We start from the raw sequence: 15,938 nt of genomic DNA, 5'->3' as shown, positions 1-15,938 counted from the left end.
GTTCCCCTGTGCTGGTTCCGCGCTCAGCCGATGGCAGCTAGGCAAAACTCACGACGCACCTCGCTCCGCAGCAGGAACGACCGCATTCTCGACGATGCCATGCAGCGCGTCGATGTGCCCTGTGTCTCGTGAGCCATTTGGGTCCGACGTCATGACGATCGTCATCCGTAGATCAGGGATGACGTAGACCATCTGTCCGCCGTAGCCCCAGGCGAACCGCACTGGATGGCCCTTCATCTCGGTCAGGAACCAGCCGAAGCCGTACGCCTTCCCACTCCAAGGCGAGACGGCACGCGAGGTCCAGCTTTGCTCGATCCACTTGGCCGGGACAACGCGCCGGCCATCGATCATACCACCTAGCCGATAAAGCTCGCCGAAACGAGCGAGTGCGCGCGGCGAAAGCCTCATCTCGTTGCCGCCAAAGTAGATGCCTTGCGGGTCAGCCGGCCAGGACGGGATCGCGATTCCAAGCGGCTCACCGAGCCATGCGCGCGCGTTCGCGAGCGTGCTTCGCCCGCTCGCCCGTGTAAGCGCCGCCGATAGCAGGTGGGTGGAACCGGTCGAGTACAGCATTGCCGTACCGGGATCAGCGACGAAGGGGCGGGCCAGCGCGAACCGTATCCAGTTGGGGCTGGACACCCAACGGCCGTAGTTCTCGCCAGAGGTGCGTTCGAGCCCCGCCTGCATCGACAGCAGGTTGCCGATGGTCACCCTGGCTAGCCGTGGGTCAGGATCGGCGGGCGCGTCACGCTTGAGCAGCGGCAGCACCGGCTGGTCGACGCTGTCAAGGACACCGCGTTGAATGGCAATACCGATCAGTGCCGACATGACTGACTTCGACGCCGACTTGATGTTGACCGGCCGGTCTAGCGGGGGACCGCCATTGAACACCTGTGCTGTCAGCGTCTGTCCGTCTCGAAGGACGAGGAGCGAACGAAGCCGCGGGAGCGCGGAGGCTCTTGCCTGCATGTCACGCATGGATGCGGCGTCGAGTCCCTTCGTGTCAGATCCAGCGACCGCGCCTGGGACAGCCGCACCTGCTAACGAGGTAGGTCCCTCGCAGCCGGTGAGGAGGATGAGCAGAGGGACGATAAACCGCATCGCCACCATGTCGCCCCTCAGGTTTGCCTTACAACCCCGCAAATTCCCTAGAATTTACTCAACTTTTTTGGGGTGAAGGATAGCGCGTCGACCTCGGTCCAGTCCGATACTTCGAGAAACCGTCGGTACCGCCTCGTTCGGAACGACCCACAAGCCGCCATTCAACGGTACTAAGACGGTTCCCATCTTCGGACGCTCATTCATCGGCCCGCCCTTTGATCTGGCTAGGTGCTTGGTGTTCTGAGGGAGATGCGTTCGAGGATCTGCGATGTAATTGCGACCCCACGTTCGCCGCCGCAGTTGGTAAGCGCCCCGTACCCATGACCGGACTTGCGGTCGATAATCGCACTCGCAAACCATAGGGTGTTCGACCCATCGTGCATTAGTCTGCTGGCCGGAGAGTCGGATGGTCCGTCAAGGCTCCAGCCCCCGGCATAGCCCAAATCCGGCTGGGCTGGAGTAAGCAAGTGCCTTAGCGTCGTTGTACGAAGAAAAGGTGGCCCACCGCCCAAATAACTGGCCAGGAATTGCGCGTAACCCAAGGCGCTGATGTGTACGCCGCCGGATGGCCATAGTACCGCCGGATTGTCAGCCTCACCAAGGGCCGGGTCAATGGGTTTCAATATGCCACCATTAGCTTCCCGCCCCCACGGCCCCGTTCGAGGAGGTGCCCCAAACCCCGCTTCGGCAATACGCAAAGCTCTGAAAACTTCGCCCCGCAGTGCCTCCTCCCACGTAACGTTGACCGCCTCTTCAATAGCTGCGCCCACCATCACGTAGTTCAGATTGCCGTAGCGATAGACACCCCGCCTTTCCGGCGGAGCACTGCTAAGAACGCGCTCAACCAGATCCCGCCGTTGTTCATTGGCAGATTTTGGATCGGCGCGCCTCGCATCCAACCACTGAGGGTCAACGAAGGTATCGGTTAGGCCTGCTGAATGACTTAATAGTTCCTCGACACGTATGTCGACCCAAGCAGGATGCGATGCGATTGCCGGGAAGAGACTAGGTACGCTTGCGCCCCATCGGCACCGTCCGCGATCGACCAAGCGAGCGTATAGGGCGGCTGTCATTGCCTTGGTATTGGAACCGATGTGCCAACGGAACGACGGATCGAGAATTGCGCCATCTTCGCCCTGCGAGATAATTCCCGATACGCCCGCCTTCGAACATGTGAGGCCCACCGCTCCATTAGGTATGACGTCCGCTCCATGCACAGCGCCTGATAAAGCGGCCCCCGCTGCACCCATGAGGAAGCTACGTCTTCTCAACTGCCCTCGCCCCATCATAATCTGGCTTGGCGGATTGTTAGGGCATGAGATCAACAGGGGATATGATTAACTCGGCCTGCTCGCAAACGTACCGATTCCGGGACTGGTGTCGTTGCCAGCTTTCGGACCAACCTCATCTACAGCGGCGTCCAATGCAGCAAATCCAGATAGACAGCTGCCGTTCGACGTGTATTGTTTGAGCACCACACCAAGGAGGCCTCCTGCATGCTGCTACCCATACTCGCTGCGGCAGCAACGCCTGCTGTGACCGCTGCACAACAGCAACCTGTCCAAGTGATGGTGCTGGGTAGCTATCATTTCGGCAACCCTGGTCGTGACAAGGTGAATGCCCATGTCGACGATGTCACCACGCCGCAGCGCCAGCGCGAACTGGAAGCACTGGCTGATGCCATCGCTGAGTTTGAACCGACGCGGGTCATGGTCGAGGCGCAACGCCCGGGCCCGACCTACGATGTGACGGACTTCGCAACGTTTTACCCAAAAATGCTCAAGACCGACCGGGACGAGACAACCCAGATCGGCTACCGCATCGCTGCTCGCGCCGGCCTTCGGTCCGTTCAAGGTATCGACGAGCAACCCGACAAGGGTGAACCGGACTATTTCCCAATCGGCCGGGTCGAAGCTTATGCAAAAGCTCACGGGCAGCAGGTCTATCTCGACGCCGCCTTTGCGACGGTCCAGGCGTCTGCCAAGAAGTTTGAGGCTGAGCAGGCAACCACCAGCATACCGCGGATGCTGATCCGCTATAACGACCCCTCTACGCCAATGGGTGGACAGGATTTATACTACTCCCTGCTCCGCCTTGGCGACGGTAACGAGCAACCTGGCGCAGATCTGAATGCCATGTGGTATCTGCGCAATGCGAAGATCTTCGCAAAGCTTATCAACTTGGCCAAACCAGGCGATCGCATCCTCGTCGTGTATGGGTCTGGTCACGGGTACTGGCTGCGACACTTCGCCTCGACGACGCCGGGCTACAGTTCGGTTGATGTCAGGCCCTATCTTGAGAAGGCAGCGAGCAAACTGGCCGCGCCGAGATGAACCTGTCGCTCCTTGCCATACCAGCGGCGGTTCTGCTGATCGGTGCGACCAACGTGCCCGGCGACTGGGCAGCGACCTTGCGGGCAGACGCCCAGGCTTATCACGACCAGATCGCCGACAATCACCCTGGTCCCTACAACAAACTCGACCCCGGCTTTGCGCGTCGCAATAATGCCAGTCTGGCGTTGGCCCTGCGTCGGGCTGCAACCGTTGGAGACTACCCGGGATATCTGTGGGCGATGCGCGGTTACGTGGCGAGCTTCAACGATGGACATGTCGCCCTAGACCTTGACCAGCCAGCCCCCCTGCCGATCCGCTGGCCCGGCTTCCTGACCGGCTTTGACGGCACCGGACGTCAGGTCGTGATGACCCGAGCGAATGACGCTCCCCTACCGCTCGGAGCAGTACTCGTAAGCTGCGATGGCATTGATGCCGAACACTTGGCTGCCCGCAACGTCGGCGCCTTTAGAGGCAGGTGGGAACTGATCAGCCAACGATCGACCAATGGTGGTCGGTTGTTCCTTGACGCCGCCAACCCTTACATCAAGCGTCCCGTCCGCTGCCGCTTCAAGGTTGATGGCAAACTAAAGGATGCGATGCTCAGCTGGCGCGATCTGCCTGATGCAGACTTCGACGCACGTTTTTGCCGCTACTGCACCGCGGGCGCGTCCGGAGTTCGCGGCTCGAACGTTTGCTGACGGCACGCGCTGGTTCTCGCTCCCCGGCTTCAACGGCGACCCCGACAGCGCTGATACCAAGTCCCTAACGCCAATCATCAAATCGATGAGGAAGGACGCCATCGCGATCGCAGCAGCGCCGCGCATCGTGCTCGACCTTCGAGGCAATGGCGGTGGATCGTCCGACTGGTCGTATCAGATTGCGGCCATCCTCTGGGGCCAGGCTGCAGTGAATGCGCTTCCATCAGGATCGGAAGGCGTCGACTGGCGCGCTTCGGCTGGAAACATCGCCACGCTCGAAGGCTATCGCACCGCCTGGCAGAATTCCGCCGATGTCTCGCAGGCGGTGAAAGACTGGGCTGCTCGTACAGCAAAGGGCATGACATCTGCCCGCGCGCTCGGGCAGGCGCTCTGGCGTGAAATCGATGCCGACGAAGCAAAGCCAGCGGCAACTGGCGCTGCTCCCGCGCTGAAAGCGCGTGTGTTCGTGCTGACGGACTGGGGATGCGGCTCGGCATGCCTTGATGCGGTCGACCTATGGACCGCGTTAGGTGGCGTTCATGTCGGGCAGGAGACGAGCGCTGACTCGCTCTATATGGACGTACGGCAAGTCGCTTTACCTAGCGGGTTTGCCCGGGCCGTCATTCCGATGAAGGTGTATCGCGGCAGAAAACGCGGTTCGAACGTCCCGGCCAGGCCGGTACATGCTTACACCGGCGACATGCGCAATACCGATCAGCTCGAGCGCTGGATCACTGCTCTTTAGCCTTAAATAGTAAAATGCATCATCCATTCGATTACTTCGATGGGCGGGTATCCCACGGTAAAAGGGGCATTCTTTGGAAAAAGCTATTAGTGGCTGCGTTGCTCATTAGTGTGGCGTCTGGAGCGAATGCTGCCCCAACGAGTCCGGTTCGGCTACCGTTGGAAAGCTACCGCAAAGGCGTAGCGGCACGAGTGAAGGTGGCCGGACGGGAGCGACTCTTTCAACTCGACACTGCAGGCGGACTGACGGTGATCTCACCAGCGCTGGCAAAGGAGATAGACTGCCAACCTTGGGGATCAATCACCGGGTTTCATATGACCGGCACGAAGATCACCGCCCCACGATGCGACAATGTTGCAATCCACTGGAAGAACCAAACCCTACTGAGCCCTGTTGCAATCGTCATGGACGTGGGGTCTCCCGACACACCGATCGATGGTCTGCTTGCCCTCGACGCATTCACCGGACGCACTGTAACCATCGATTTCGCAGGTCGCGAGCTCACGTTGGAAACACGTGAAAGCGCGGCTGGGCGCACGGCGAACGCGGTAGAGCTTCCTGCTCATTTGGCTCGTGAGATTGGCGGCCTGGCGCTGTCTGTGTTCATTGACGTCCCGACCGAACGTGGACCGGCGCGCCTTGAGCTGGACAGTGGCAATGGCGGCACGATCCTGGTTGCACCAAAACTTCTTCCTCTACTTGGCTTGAAGAAAGTTACCGGCGAGGGGCCGCAACAAGGCCGCTTTCAGATCGCCCCCAGTGTCGAAGCGTCCGGGATGATCTTCAGCCCCGACATCGTGATCGACGGATCCCTTGGCATGCCGTTTCTCAAAGATTGGGTGGTCACCATGGATCTCGCTCAAGGACGGGTTTGGCTCAAACGCAGTGCCGTTGCAGCACCCGCCGGCATGGGAACCCCACCGCCAGTGAAGCCTGTGGGGTAAGGGAAATCAAAGTCGCAGGCGAAAACGCAACGGGCAGCACGCTCGTGAACTTGACGGCCTACATCCGGGCGTCTGAGTTTTTCGACCGTAGCGTCGGTGGCCAGCCAATGAACAAAGGGGATGCTAGTGAAAATGTTGATGATGGGCGCGTTGCTCGCCGCCCTTCCCGCCGGACCATCGCAAGACCGCGGCCCACAAACGATAAGCCTCGAGCTTTTTCAAGGTAAGCAGTTCACTGTTCAGGCATCGGTTGGCGGCCGCGAGCGGACCTTCTTGTTTGACACCGGCGAGGGGGTGACAATGATTACGCCAGCCCTGGCCCGCGATCTTGGCTGCGAACCTTGGGGCAACGTCACGGCGTTTCGTATGACAGGAGAGCGACTGGACCTACCACGCTGCGATGACGTTGCTTTTAAAATGGGCAACCATGCCTACACAGCACCGACAACGATCGTCTACGATCTCGGCAAGCTCGATGCCGACACTGCCAGGCTGGACGGCTCGATCGGACTAGACCTCTTCGCTGGCCGTATCATCACCATTCGCTTCGCTGGTCGCCAGATCGTGATCGAAACACCGGGCTCCCTCGCGGCGCGTATGAAGTCCGGTCTCGAAGTGCCGGTTCGGCTGGTGCGGGGAGCAGAAGGTGCCGCCCTCGACGTCAACATCGGGGTGAACACTCCCCGGGGTCGTGCCTGGATGGAACTGGACTCTGCCAACGCAGGGCCAACCATTTTCGTGTCGCCGCAGATCGCGCCGCTCCTGGGCTTACGCACGGACATTCGGACGGCTCAGCCGGTTAGCGCGACGATCACGCGCGACGTAGTATTTACCGGGCAAGCACGCGTATTTCCGAATATGATCATGGACGGCAATATCGGCATGCAACTGATGGGCAGGTGCGACCTGACGCTCGATTTGGGATCTGGCCGCGGGTGGATCGGTAAGGCGCAATGACATACTTGCTTGGACTGGTCGGCGTTCAGCTCTGGGTAGGCGGCGCGTTAACATGAGTGAGCCAGTAAGAAATGATGCCCACTTCTCCCGCCCCTCCTACCTACCAGGCGTCGAACTCGTATCCGTCGAGTATAACGAGCGAGCGTTTCCCGAGCACAGCCATGCGGAATGGGTAGTCGGCGCGGTCATGGCAGGCTGTGAGGCCCTCGCTGTTGGCGGCAGAACCTACAACGTCGAGGCAGGTCAGGTACTGCGTCTTCATCCCGACCAGCCGCATGCCAACCGAACGACGGGAGGTGAGACCTTACGCTATCGCGTCGCGTACATCCCCGACGAAGCGATACGTCCCTACATCGCCGCGCGCCTGAACGCGCCGCGGTTTGACTCCCCCGTGTTGGCTGGCGATCGGTCTCACTCCATCGTTGCTGATGCGCACACTTTATTGTGTCGCGACGACGCGGGGCGATTGGAACAGGAAAGCGCACTCGCCGATCTGGCTGGGGTCCTGTTCGCCGACCAGGTGAAACAATCGTCGGATGACACCCGCGTATTCAGCGATGCCGTTGCGCGCGCTCGAAGCTACATCGACGCCCACTTCGCCGACGGCTTTGGGCTGGGCACGCTCTCGACCGTATCCGGGATCAGCGTCTTCCATCTTGCGCGTAGCTTCCGCAAGGCAGTCGGGATCACCCCCCCTTGCGTACCGCAATCAGTGCCGCATCGTCGCAGCACGACGCCTGCTGTTGGCAGGTCAGCCAATCGCGGAGGTTGCGCTTGATGTTGGCTATGCCGATCAAAGCCATCTCACACGGCAATTCCAGCGTATCGTCGGTGTATCGCCGGCACGCTACGCAAACAGGTAAGCTCGCACCGTTCGCGCGACAGCAATATCGTTCAAGGCGGCGAGATTTCTTTCGGCTAACCGCATGGAAGACCACTAGCGAAAGCCGATCACATGCACCACCCCATGACCCGTCGCTCGCTGCTTCATGCTGGTATTGCCCTGGGTACGGCTGCGGCATTCCCGCCGGGTATAGCCCAGGCGGGCGAGCCGGCTCATGACGTGACCTATGTCGAGGACTTCGACGAACTCTGGCGGACACGGGACGAGCGCTACTGCTATTTCGGGGAGAAGCGCACCGATTGGAGGGCAGTAAGGCAGATGTATCGCCCGCTCGCCGCTGCCGCCCAATCGTCTGAAGCGTTCGCCGGCATTGTTGGCCGGGTGATCGGCGAACTGTACGACGCGCACACCCACTTGAATGATCCGGCACCGGACGCGGCGCGCGGGCCATATTTCGATCTGTGGGTCGAACCCAACCGCGATGGTACGGCGTTTGTCACAAGCGTTCGCGATGGGTCCCCCGCAGCGGATGCGGGCATCACGCCTGGCCAGAGCGTGCTTGCGATCGACGGCCGGCCGATTGGGCAGATCGCCTCGGACATAATACCGCGCTGTCTTAGCCGTCCAGATCCAGCGGCAACGGCGTTTGCGCTTAACGTGGCGGTATCGGGGCGGCGCGGCATGCCAAGGACGTTAACGGTGCGGTCGACTCCAGGTTCGGAACACGTCGTTCCCGTTCGCGTGAAGCAACCTGTTACGCTCCCCAATGTCGAGAGCCGGATGTTAGCTCATGGCATTGGTTGCATCGTCGTTCGCAGCTTTGCTGACGATGCGGTTGTGACGGCCTTCGACGCGGCGCTGGCAAGTTTCCGGAATGCACCCGGACTCATCATCGATGTTCGTCAGAATGGCGGCGGCGACACCGCGGTCGCCCGCCCGATCATGGGGCGCTTTATCACCGAGACGATGCCCTATGCCCGCATGCGCAGGCGCGACGGCAACCGACTGAGTGCTGCCTGGACAGAGACCGTCGAGCCGCAGGGCCCCTTTACCTACACCGGCAAGGTCGCTGTCCTCACAACGCGGTGGAGCGCCAGCATGGCGGAAGGCTTTCCCATGGGCATGCGTGGTCTCGGGCGTGCGGCTATCGTAGGAACGCCAATGATGCGGGTAGGTGCCGCGGTCTTTCCGTTACGGCTCGACCGCACTGGTCTGGCGCTGCAATACTCAGCAGAGCCAGTTTACGACGTCCAGGATAAACCCAGATGGGAACTGGAACCCGATGTACCTGTCCTCATGGGCGGCAACATTTTGGAGGCTGCAATACGCTATCTGCGATCAGCGTGACCCATCCCCTGCCATTGCGAGCGTCTTGTTCATACTCCAGAATCCGACTGAGATGCGCCGGGTAACAGGGTTGCGACTTGAAAGCGGAGCCCTCTCCATATCGCAAGCAGAGCCGGATGGGCCGGCAGAGGTCACTTCAGCCAGGCGAACGCATCAAACTCGCGTGCGAAGACAGTGCGGGCAGCACGCTCGTACACCTTACGCCCAGCATCGCCATTGGTAAGGACCACGATCGCCAGGCCCGACACGAGGTCCACCACGAATAGGTTCGCGACGCCATCGTTGGTGCCCCAGTGCCAAGCGAAACGCCGCCCACCGTCACTCTCCATTCCCCAGCCTAGCCCCCAGTCGAGTGTTCCCTTCACTCGTGTGGTCTTCGTCGAGAGCCCCGGATAGCGCTGTGCGAAAGCTAGGAACCGCGCGTAGTCGCTGGCGGTGGTCCACAATCCGGCTGCCATGTTGGGCGTCATGAATATTGGCATCGCCGGTTTGCCAAGTGCGATGACCGCTTTCTCCCGTTCGCCTAGCGTCCACCGGTCGACTGGTTTCGGCGGGCCAGCATCGCGACGCATCGCATAGCCCGCTGGGCCCTTGTCCACGAGTACACCGCCGCCTCCGTCGTGCGCCCAGGCGACCGCTGGCTCGGTGCCTCGCGCCCATCCATAGGTGCTTCGGCCCATCCCCGCCGGTCGCAGGACCCGCGTTTCAACCACCTGAGCGGCGGTCTGTCGTGTAACTGCCTCGACCAACCGGCCGAGCAGGACGAAGCCCTCGCCAGAGTAGCGGAATCGTGTGCCGGGAGCGAACGCGGCTGTTAGTGACTCGCCCGCTTCGTCGCGCCAATTAGGCAAGCCACTAGAGTGGGAGAGCAGGTGGCGAGGCGTAATCGATCGCGTCGCAGCATCATCCGTGAACGCGACATGCTCCGCCACCGGACGGTCGAGGTCGATCAAGCCCTCCCGCACCATGTCATGAACCGCGACCGCCAGAACCACCTTCGACAGCGATGCTGCTTCGAACAGTGTTTCGGGTGTCGCGGGCACCGCATTAGCCTTTGCGTAGCCGACCGCACCAGACGAGATGGCACCGGAGCGGTCCAGCATTGCCCAACTCGCGCCCGGTACGGACGCCAGGTCCATCCAGGTGGACATGTTGGCAAGCATGCCGGGTGTCGTCGCGGTTTTTGCATCTGCCGCCATGGCTAGGGCGAGCGTCCCGAAGCACGGGGCAGCGAGCATCGTCCGCCTGGACACCAAATCCATTATCAACTCCCGTCAGCGACCTACTTACTGGCATACAGGTTCGGCGCGACTAGGCTAGCTGAGACCACCGCCGCGGAAAACCGTCGATCGATCCGCGTCAGCGACGACCCAAAAAGCGACATCACCGTCCGGTCTCGGCGCATTGGGAGCGGACGTTTGTTCAGGAAGATGCGGCGGTAGTGCACACCTTACGCAAGCTACGCTTGCAGAATGGAAAAAAAGTCAGCAAAATCAAAGGCCGCTCTTCTAAAAACGCCCCGCAGTTCGGGGTGCGGCGATGGCCATATGGTCCCCAAAAACTCAACGTTTCCCGTCGGTTGCGAACCTGATTTGGCCCCTTCTGATGGCTATTTGGTCCCCAATGCCTCCAGAGCTGAAAAGCGGGCACTACTGGACGGTAATTTTGCTCGCAAAAACCATCCTGCCCGCCCTTCGGAATATGTCATCTGGGACGCGGAGCTTGCCGGGTTCGGCCTCCGTATCCGACCAAGCGGACACGCTTTCTGGACAGTGCGGCTTCGTCATCGCGGTAAGCAGCGCCGCGTTACGATCGGTCGGGTCGAGGACGTGGACGCAACCCTTGCGCGTGCCCAGGCGCGCCGTCTGTTGGCCGAGGTTGCGCTGGACGGCTTGCCCAAGCATAGGTCAGTGAAGGCCACACCGACGTTGTCTGCCTTTGTCGAAACCTACTGGGACGACATTGCCCGTTACTGGAAACCTTCGACCTCCAAGCGCAACCATGATGCATGGCGGCGCGACCTTGCGCCGGTCTTTGGCGGAACGCGGGTCGCCGAGGTGTTGCCAGCCGGTGTGATCCGCTGGCGTGACGATTGTGCGGGGTGCGCCGAAACCCGTTTCAATCGTGCGGTGCCGGTGCTGGCCAGTCTCCTGAAATATGCCGAGGCGCTCCATCTCCGGCGCAAGGGTTCGAACCCTTGTCGGGGTCTCCCCCGCTATTTCCCCCGGGCCGGAGCAGGCCGCCTTCATCTCAGAGGTCCAGGCCTGGGAGGGCGGACTGTTCCGCGGTGGCTTCGTTGGGGCGAACGACCTGCAAGACGGAATAACGCGCGCGCTACACGACGTAACGCTGGCGAGCGCCACAGCTCCAGTCGACGAGCAAGAGATGACCGCCCGCTCCATCGCAATGCTCGAGCCCGAGAACAGAAATCAGGTCATGGCAGCAATGCTGGACCTCGTCGTCATTGGTGGACCACGCCAGCGCATCCTGCGGCCGGCGGAACTCGAAGCGCCCGAGCTTGCCGAGCAGTTAGAGCAGTCTGCGCTCTACGGCGGTAGCCGGTTGTTCGAGCGGACGCTCGGCACCGCAAACGGATTGGATGGGCCTGACCTCGTTTTGCGCCAGGAGCGCGGCGCAGTCATCCGAGTCACCGAGCAGGGATCCGTCTCTTTGCGCGTGCCGCTGGACGAACCGCGCGCCGGCGGGCGGGGTTTTGATCCTATGAGCGGCATGATCATCATAGAGGAAGCGGTGCAGCAGCGGCTCGGTACTACGCTAGAGTACGCGGCGGGCGTCCTCGACCTCATCGATCGCACACAGCGGCTAACGCATCTCGTTGTAGCAGCGCGCCTGTCAGGCGTGGAACACCGCGGATGGCGGACGCGCGCCCAGCATGCGTCAAACGCCAGTTCCGTTCAGATGGGGAACGGCGGAATCAGGGAGCGCCCACCGATCATCCTTGCAATTCGTCGAGCGGCTCTCGGCCTTGATCGCACCGCTTTGATCGAAGACATCCTTGTTCCGCTTCGGCGCCAGTTCCCGATAGCGAGCTAGGGGATGGGACCCACAAGCCGCCATTCAACGGTACTAAGACGGTTCCCATCTTCGGACGCTCATTCATCGGCCCGCCCTTTGATCTGGCTAGGTGCTTGGTGATCTGAGGGAGATGCGTTCGAGGATCTGCGATGTAATTGCGACCCCGCGTTCGCCGCCGCAGTTGGTAAGCGCCGCGTACCCATGACCGGACTTCTGGTTCGGGTGAACGTCGAACTGCGGCGCCAGCTCAGCCAGCGTCTTCTTGCCCTTCACGGCAGCCAGGGCCACCTTCGACTTGAAGGCCGGCCTGTGGTTCCGGCGTGTTCGCTTCGTCATCTCATCTCCTGTTCGGCAGCCATGCTGGCTGCCTTCAGGCCGAAACTCCACTTAGCAGCCTGTCCAGATTTGCCGAGGCGCCTCTGCTTTCAGCCCGTCACGTAAGGTCAATCCTCTATCTGCGCCGGGCCGGGTTCACCAAAATTTAACCCCAAAACGGCAATTAATTGGGAGAGCTCCCGGGGGGAGATCCGGGAGTAATCGTAATGCCACAGGATGATGGTGTACTGCCGCGTTGGGCAGTCACGCGGTGGTTGGTTGAATGTGCTGGAGTTGTTCCAGCTGAGATCCGCCCATCCCTGGTTCAAGGATTGTACGGATCGCTCCCGATCTTCCTGGGCGGTGTGTTCAATACGATTCTCGTCTCCTCGATCGTTGCCATTAGAATTCCCACACCGGCGTTCCTGTTCTGGGCTGCGCTGGAGATTGGGCTTGCTACGCTGCGGCTTCCGCTGCTCGTCAAAGGGTCTCGCGCCGCGAAGAGCGGCAAACGAGCTCATATCGATCTCTACATATTGGCGGCGGTGTGTTGGGCCGCATCGGTAGGCTATGGTTGCTTCATAACGGTTCTAAGTGGGGACTGGCTTGCTGCCACCCTTGTCGTGCTTTCCGCTGCAGCCATGACTGGCGGCGTGGCATTTCGTAACTTTTCGGCACCTCGGCTCGTAATGGTGATGATCATGCTTAGCCTCGGGCCATGCGCCATGGCTGGTGTCATATCCGGTAAACTGATCATGCTCGCAACCGCGCTGCAGATACCGATGTATATCTATGCCATGACGCATGCCGCCTATCGGCTGAATGCGATGCTCGTTCAGACAATGCGATCAGAGCGTGAGAACGGACGTCGCGCATGTCAGGACACGCTTACCGGCCTGTTAAACCGTGCCGGTCTTGAGGACGTCGTTGCTCGTCGTGCAGACAGCACTGAGAGCGGAGCCACGCTTTTCTATATCGACCTCGACGGCTTCAAGACGATCAATGACACGCTCGGCCATGCGGCCGGTGATCAACTGCTAGTCGAGGTCAGCCAGTTGATGAGACAAGTAACGCCGACGATGGACGCCGTTGCACGGATTGGAGGCGACGAATTTATCATTCTTGCCAATGAGATGGATCCTACCACCGCTCGTCAGACAGCGCAGCGCCTCATCGACACGCTACGCGGCACGTCGTTCGTGGTTAATGGCAACGCGGTGAAAATCAGCGCAAGCGTGGGAATCTCGATCCGGTCGCAAGCAGGCCCAGACCTTTCAACCTTGATGCTCGATGCAGACGGGGCATTGTACGCTGCGAAGCAAAAAGGGCGTTCCCGGGCCGTACTGGCCTCAGGTACCTTGCCGAACCTGTACCTTGCTTGTGACCAGAGTTCGAGTTTCCAATCTGTAAGTTGCTTAATTCGCGAAAGCCGGACGCCCGGCGCTGTTGCCACCTAGGTTTGCTCAGTAGCTACTGCTTGTAGCGCCCACCCATTTCCGTGCTTGCAACAAATTTTAACCTGCCATGGCAGCGGAGCAATTGATTATGTTTCAGCACGTTATGCAGAATTCCGAGGCCGAAATGGTCTCATCGACGCAGATCCTCGAATCGTTGCAGCACCCGGTTCTAGTCGTTGATGCCAACAGTGAAATTACCTACGCTAATGCAACCGCTGCGGCCAGTTTTGGTGGCTGGATCGTCGGGCTGACACTGGCCGATATCTTTTCCGACTACCTGCGCCCTGCCTCGATCGGCGACGGCCCATCGAGCATGCGGCTCATGACGCGTCAGTCCGAAGCATACGACGCACTGCTCAATCCGGTAGGTGGGGGCAATATCTGCGTCAGTTTCTGGCCGGTTGCCCTAGCTCCCATTGAGAAGACGGAAGCCAAGACAGATGACCTGACGGGATTAGCCTTACGCAATACCTTCATGGCGACACTTGAACGTGCATTACCGGGCACCGCCGAGGGGGGGGAGCCAGTCGCGGTGCTTTGCCTCGATCTTGATCGTTTCAAAATGATCAACGACACGCTGGGCCACGGCATCGGCGACCAGCTACTCAAGAAGGTAGCGGATAGGTTGCGCAAAGCCTCGCGCAAGGACGATCTCGTTGCCAGACTTGGAGGCGACGAGTTCGTCATTCTTCAACGTGGTATCCGCTCGCCGCGCGATGCTGAGCTGCTTGCCGAACGTCTGGTTGACCTTATCGGGAGGACCTACGTGCTCGGTGGGCACACGGTGAACATCGGCATCAGCGTCGGTGTAGCGCTCGGGGTCGGTTCGATGCAGCCTCGCGACCTCCTCCGAAATGCTGATTTGGCACTTTATGAGGCGAAACGGGCAGGCCGGGGACGCTACCGCTTCTTCGAACACGGCATGGACACGCTTCTCCAAGAGCGCCGTGAGTTGGAGATCGACCTTCGCCGCGCGTTAGCGCTCAAGCAGTTTGAGCTCCACTACCAGCCGTTTCTCGATCTCTCGACCGATACCGTGATGGGCTTTGAAGCACTATTGCGCTGGCATCATCCTGTCCGCGGCAATGTGCCCCCGCTCGACTTCATCGCCGTCGCCGAAGAAAACGGGCTTATCGTGAAGATTGGGGAGTGGGTACTCCTGAAGGCATGTATGGAAGCGGCAGCCTGGCCTGGTGATCTCGTGGTGGCAGTCAACGTTTCGCCGCTACAGTTCAAGGCCGACACGTTGCTCGCGTCCGTGTCGTTAGCGCTTGCCAGATCAGGGCTGAAGCCAGAACGCCTTGAGGTTGAGATTACTGAAGGCGCCCTCCTCGCCGACACGGACAACGTGCTGGCAACACTGCACGCGCTGCGGGCCTTAGGTGTGAAAATTTCGATGGATGATTTCGGCACGGGCTATTCCTCGCTGAGCTACCTTCAGAAATTTCCATTTAACAAAATCAAGATCGACCGCTCGTTCGTTGCTGGCGACGATCCCGACAGCGAGGCCATCCTGAGAGCGGTTTCCAGTCTGGGAACTAGCCTCGGTATGGCAATTACAGCCGAGGGCGTCGAAACCGCCGAGCAGCTTAAGCGCATACGTGATCAGAACTGTACCCATGTGCAAGGGTACCTTACTGGACGGCCAATGGCGCAAGCTGACGTTCAGTCATTTCTCACTATCAAACACAAAGGAGACGGCGATGTCCGCTAACATTTATCGTTTAGTATATTACAGCCGCAACCTCACAGCGGATGACGCTAACAGATTTGCGTTAGAGGTGGATGACATCCTCGCAACTAGCCGTGTTAACAATGAGCGGGACGGCATCACCGGCGCTTTGATGTTCAATGCCGGGTGCTTCGCCCAAGTGCTTGAGGGGCCGCTTGACGTGGTGGAGATCGCGTTCGAGAGGATCCAGCAGGATGATCGACATAGCGAAGTCTCCCTCCTTGCGATGGAGCCAATTGCAGAGCGCAGCTTCCCGAATTGGGCGTAAGCGTGGCCGGCAGGCCGCAGATTACGCGGCTTGCGCCACTCGCTCTGCGGTTTGCGCGGACCAGTTCCAGGGCATGAGTTCGTCCCATCGCGCGGCCGGCCAATCCGCTGCGATCTTCCCAGTGACGTCGGCGATGTAGGCCTGCGGGTCGACGCCGTTGG

General features: G+C 60.3%; 16 protein-coding genes and 2 pseudogenes. 13 read left to right on the top strand and 5 right to left on the bottom strand.

What is annotated here, in order from left to right; genetic code table 11:
• Window positions 1–48 precede the first annotated feature (48 nt).
• Window positions 49–978 (bottom strand): serine hydrolase domain-containing protein, encoded by a 930-nt coding sequence (locus ASE69_RS05220; RefSeq protein WP_235518139.1) that lies wholly within the window; start codon window positions 976–978, stop codon window positions 49–51.
• 347 nt (window positions 979–1,325) lie between these two features.
• The gene (locus ASE69_RS23360) at window positions 1,326–2,351 is read right to left on the bottom strand and encodes a serine hydrolase domain-containing protein (protein ID WP_414882954.1); all 1,026 of its coding nucleotides are present in this window, start codon (window positions 2,349–2,351) and stop codon (window positions 1,326–1,328) included.
• Between the two features lie 246 nt (window positions 2,352–2,597).
• On the opposite strand from ASE69_RS23360, the gene ASE69_RS05215 reads away from it, so the two are divergent.
• The 8 genes from ASE69_RS05215 (at window position 2,598) to ASE69_RS05190 (ending at window position 8,969) form a co-directional block, all read left to right on the top strand.
• The gene (locus ASE69_RS05215) at window positions 2,598–3,434 is read left to right on the top strand and encodes a DUF5694 domain-containing protein (protein WP_156362163.1); all 837 of its coding nucleotides are present in this window, start codon (window positions 2,598–2,600) and stop codon (window positions 3,432–3,434) included.
• Complete coding sequence (locus ASE69_RS22780; RefSeq protein ID WP_235518138.1) at window positions 3,431–4,132, top strand: hypothetical protein; 702 nt, start codon at window positions 3,431–3,433, stop codon at window positions 4,130–4,132. The genes ASE69_RS05215 and ASE69_RS22780 overlap by 4 nt, the downstream gene beginning before the upstream one ends.
• Entirely contained in the window at window positions 4,056–4,877 is an 822-nt protein-coding gene (locus tag ASE69_RS05210) for a S41 family peptidase (RefSeq protein WP_235518137.1), read from the top strand. The genes ASE69_RS22780 and ASE69_RS05210 overlap by 77 nt, the downstream gene beginning before the upstream one ends.
• 158 nt (window positions 4,878–5,035) lie before the next feature.
• Complete coding sequence (locus ASE69_RS05205) at window positions 5,036–5,821, top strand: aspartyl protease family protein (protein ID WP_156362162.1); 786 nt, start codon at window positions 5,036–5,038, stop codon at window positions 5,819–5,821.
• Window positions 5,822–5,953: 132 nt separating this feature from the next.
• A complete protein-coding gene (locus tag ASE69_RS05200; protein WP_235518152.1) occupies window positions 5,954–6,778 on the top strand; it encodes a retropepsin-like aspartic protease in 825 nt (274 codons plus the stop codon).
• Window positions 6,779–6,830: 52 nt separating this feature from the next.
• Window positions 6,831–7,556, top strand: coding sequence for an AraC family ligand binding domain-containing protein (locus ASE69_RS21110; RefSeq protein WP_082452901.1), 726 nt, complete (start codon window positions 6,831–6,833; stop codon window positions 7,554–7,556).
• Window positions 7,498–7,641, top strand: coding sequence for a helix-turn-helix domain-containing protein (locus ASE69_RS23355; RefSeq protein ID WP_414882953.1), 144 nt, complete (start codon window positions 7,498–7,500; stop codon window positions 7,639–7,641). The genes ASE69_RS21110 and ASE69_RS23355 overlap by 59 nt, the downstream gene beginning before the upstream one ends.
• A 104-nt stretch (window positions 7,642–7,745) precedes the next feature.
• The gene (locus ASE69_RS05190) at window positions 7,746–8,969 is read left to right on the top strand and encodes a S41 family peptidase (protein ID WP_056484074.1); all 1,224 of its coding nucleotides are present in this window, start codon (window positions 7,746–7,748) and stop codon (window positions 8,967–8,969) included.
• A gap of 131 nt (window positions 8,970–9,100) precedes the next feature.
• Here ASE69_RS05190 and ASE69_RS21100 read toward each other — a convergent pair whose 3' ends face one another.
• Complete coding sequence (locus tag ASE69_RS21100) at window positions 9,101–10,231, bottom strand: serine hydrolase domain-containing protein (protein ID WP_082452899.1); 1,131 nt, start codon at window positions 10,229–10,231, stop codon at window positions 9,101–9,103.
• A gap of 210 nt (window positions 10,232–10,441) precedes the next feature.
• On the opposite strand from ASE69_RS21100, the pseudogene ASE69_RS22775 reads away from it, so the two are divergent.
• Together ASE69_RS22775 and ASE69_RS21090 are read left to right on the top strand one after the other, a co-directional pair.
• Window positions 10,442–10,846 (top strand): annotated as a pseudogene (locus ASE69_RS22775) (Arm DNA-binding domain-containing protein); the annotation flags it as partial.
• Window positions 10,847–11,354: 508 nt separating this feature from the next.
• Entirely contained in the window at window positions 11,355–12,023 is a 669-nt protein-coding gene (locus ASE69_RS21090; protein WP_235518153.1) for a hypothetical protein, read from the top strand.
• Window positions 12,024–12,218: 195 nt separating this feature from the next.
• On the opposite strand, the pseudogene ASE69_RS05165 reads toward ASE69_RS21090, so the two are convergent.
• A pseudogene (locus ASE69_RS05165) lies at window positions 12,219–12,341 on the bottom strand (IS3 family transposase); the annotation flags it as partial.
• A 206-nt stretch (window positions 12,342–12,547) separates the two neighbouring features.
• Between ASE69_RS05165 and ASE69_RS05160 the strand changes: the two are divergent.
• The 3 genes from ASE69_RS05160 (at window position 12,548) to ASE69_RS05150 (ending at window position 15,777) form a co-directional block, all read left to right on the top strand.
• On the top strand, window positions 12,548–13,777 hold the full coding sequence (locus tag ASE69_RS05160; protein WP_082452896.1) for a GGDEF domain-containing protein: 1,230 nt from the start codon (window positions 12,548–12,550) through the stop codon (window positions 13,775–13,777).
• Window positions 13,778–13,844: 67 nt separating this feature from the next.
• Window positions 13,845–15,491, top strand: a complete 1,647-nt coding sequence (locus tag ASE69_RS05155; RefSeq protein WP_056483982.1) for a putative bifunctional diguanylate cyclase/phosphodiesterase — start codon at window positions 13,845–13,847, stop codon at window positions 15,489–15,491.
• On the top strand, window positions 15,481–15,777 hold the full coding sequence (locus tag ASE69_RS05150) for a BLUF domain-containing protein (protein WP_082452895.1): 297 nt from the start codon (window positions 15,481–15,483) through the stop codon (window positions 15,775–15,777). Before ASE69_RS05155 ends, ASE69_RS05150 begins: the two co-directional genes overlap by 11 nt.
• A gap of 21 nt (window positions 15,778–15,798) precedes the next feature.
• Here the strand turns inward: ASE69_RS05150 and ASE69_RS05145 are convergent.
• On the bottom strand, window positions 15,799–15,938 hold a 140-nt coding region (locus tag ASE69_RS05145; RefSeq protein WP_156362160.1), incomplete at its 5' end, for a transposase domain-containing protein.

Source organism: Sphingomonas sp. Leaf208 (genome assembly GCF_001421415.1).
Lineage (GTDB): Bacteria > Pseudomonadota > Alphaproteobacteria > Sphingomonadales > Sphingomonadaceae > Sphingomonas.
Note: the sequence above shows the minus strand (reverse complement) of the source record. Positions and strands in the feature narration are given on the sequence as shown.

Excerpts from the sequence above, each read along its gene's own strand:
- ASE69_RS05220 (WP_235518139.1), bottom strand. The coding sequence starts at position 978 with ATGCGTGACATGCAGGCAAGAGCCTCCGCGCTCCCGCGGCTTCGTTCG.
- ASE69_RS23360 (WP_414882954.1), bottom strand. The coding sequence starts at position 2,351 with ATGGGTGCAGCGGGGGCCGCTTTATCAGGCGCTGTGCATGGAGCGGAC.
- ASE69_RS05215 (WP_156362163.1), top strand. The coding sequence starts at position 2,598 with ATGCTGCTACCCATACTCGCTGCGGCAGCAACGCCTGCTGTGACCGCT.
- ASE69_RS22780 (WP_235518138.1), top strand. The coding sequence starts at position 3,431 with ATGAACCTGTCGCTCCTTGCCATACCAGCGGCGGTTCTGCTGATCGGT.
- ASE69_RS05210 (WP_235518137.1), top strand. The coding sequence starts at position 4,056 with ATGCAGACTTCGACGCACGTTTTTGCCGCTACTGCACCGCGGGCGCGT.
- ASE69_RS05200 (WP_235518152.1), top strand. The coding sequence starts at position 5,954 with ATGTTGATGATGGGCGCGTTGCTCGCCGCCCTTCCCGCCGGACCATCG.
- ASE69_RS21110 (WP_082452901.1), top strand. The coding sequence starts at position 6,831 with ATGAGTGAGCCAGTAAGAAATGATGCCCACTTCTCCCGCCCCTCCTAC.
- ASE69_RS05190 (WP_056484074.1), top strand. The coding sequence starts at position 7,746 with ATGACCCGTCGCTCGCTGCTTCATGCTGGTATTGCCCTGGGTACGGCT.
- ASE69_RS21100 (WP_082452899.1), bottom strand. The coding sequence starts at position 10,231 with ATGGATTTGGTGTCCAGGCGGACGATGCTCGCTGCCCCGTGCTTCGGG.
- ASE69_RS21090 (WP_235518153.1), top strand. The coding sequence starts at position 11,355 with ATGACCGCCCGCTCCATCGCAATGCTCGAGCCCGAGAACAGAAATCAG.
- ASE69_RS05160 (WP_082452896.1), top strand. The coding sequence starts at position 12,548 with ATGCCACAGGATGATGGTGTACTGCCGCGTTGGGCAGTCACGCGGTGG.
- ASE69_RS05155 (WP_056483982.1), top strand. The coding sequence starts at position 13,845 with ATGGCAGCGGAGCAATTGATTATGTTTCAGCACGTTATGCAGAATTCC.
- ASE69_RS05150 (WP_082452895.1), top strand. The coding sequence starts at position 15,481 with ATGTCCGCTAACATTTATCGTTTAGTATATTACAGCCGCAACCTCACA.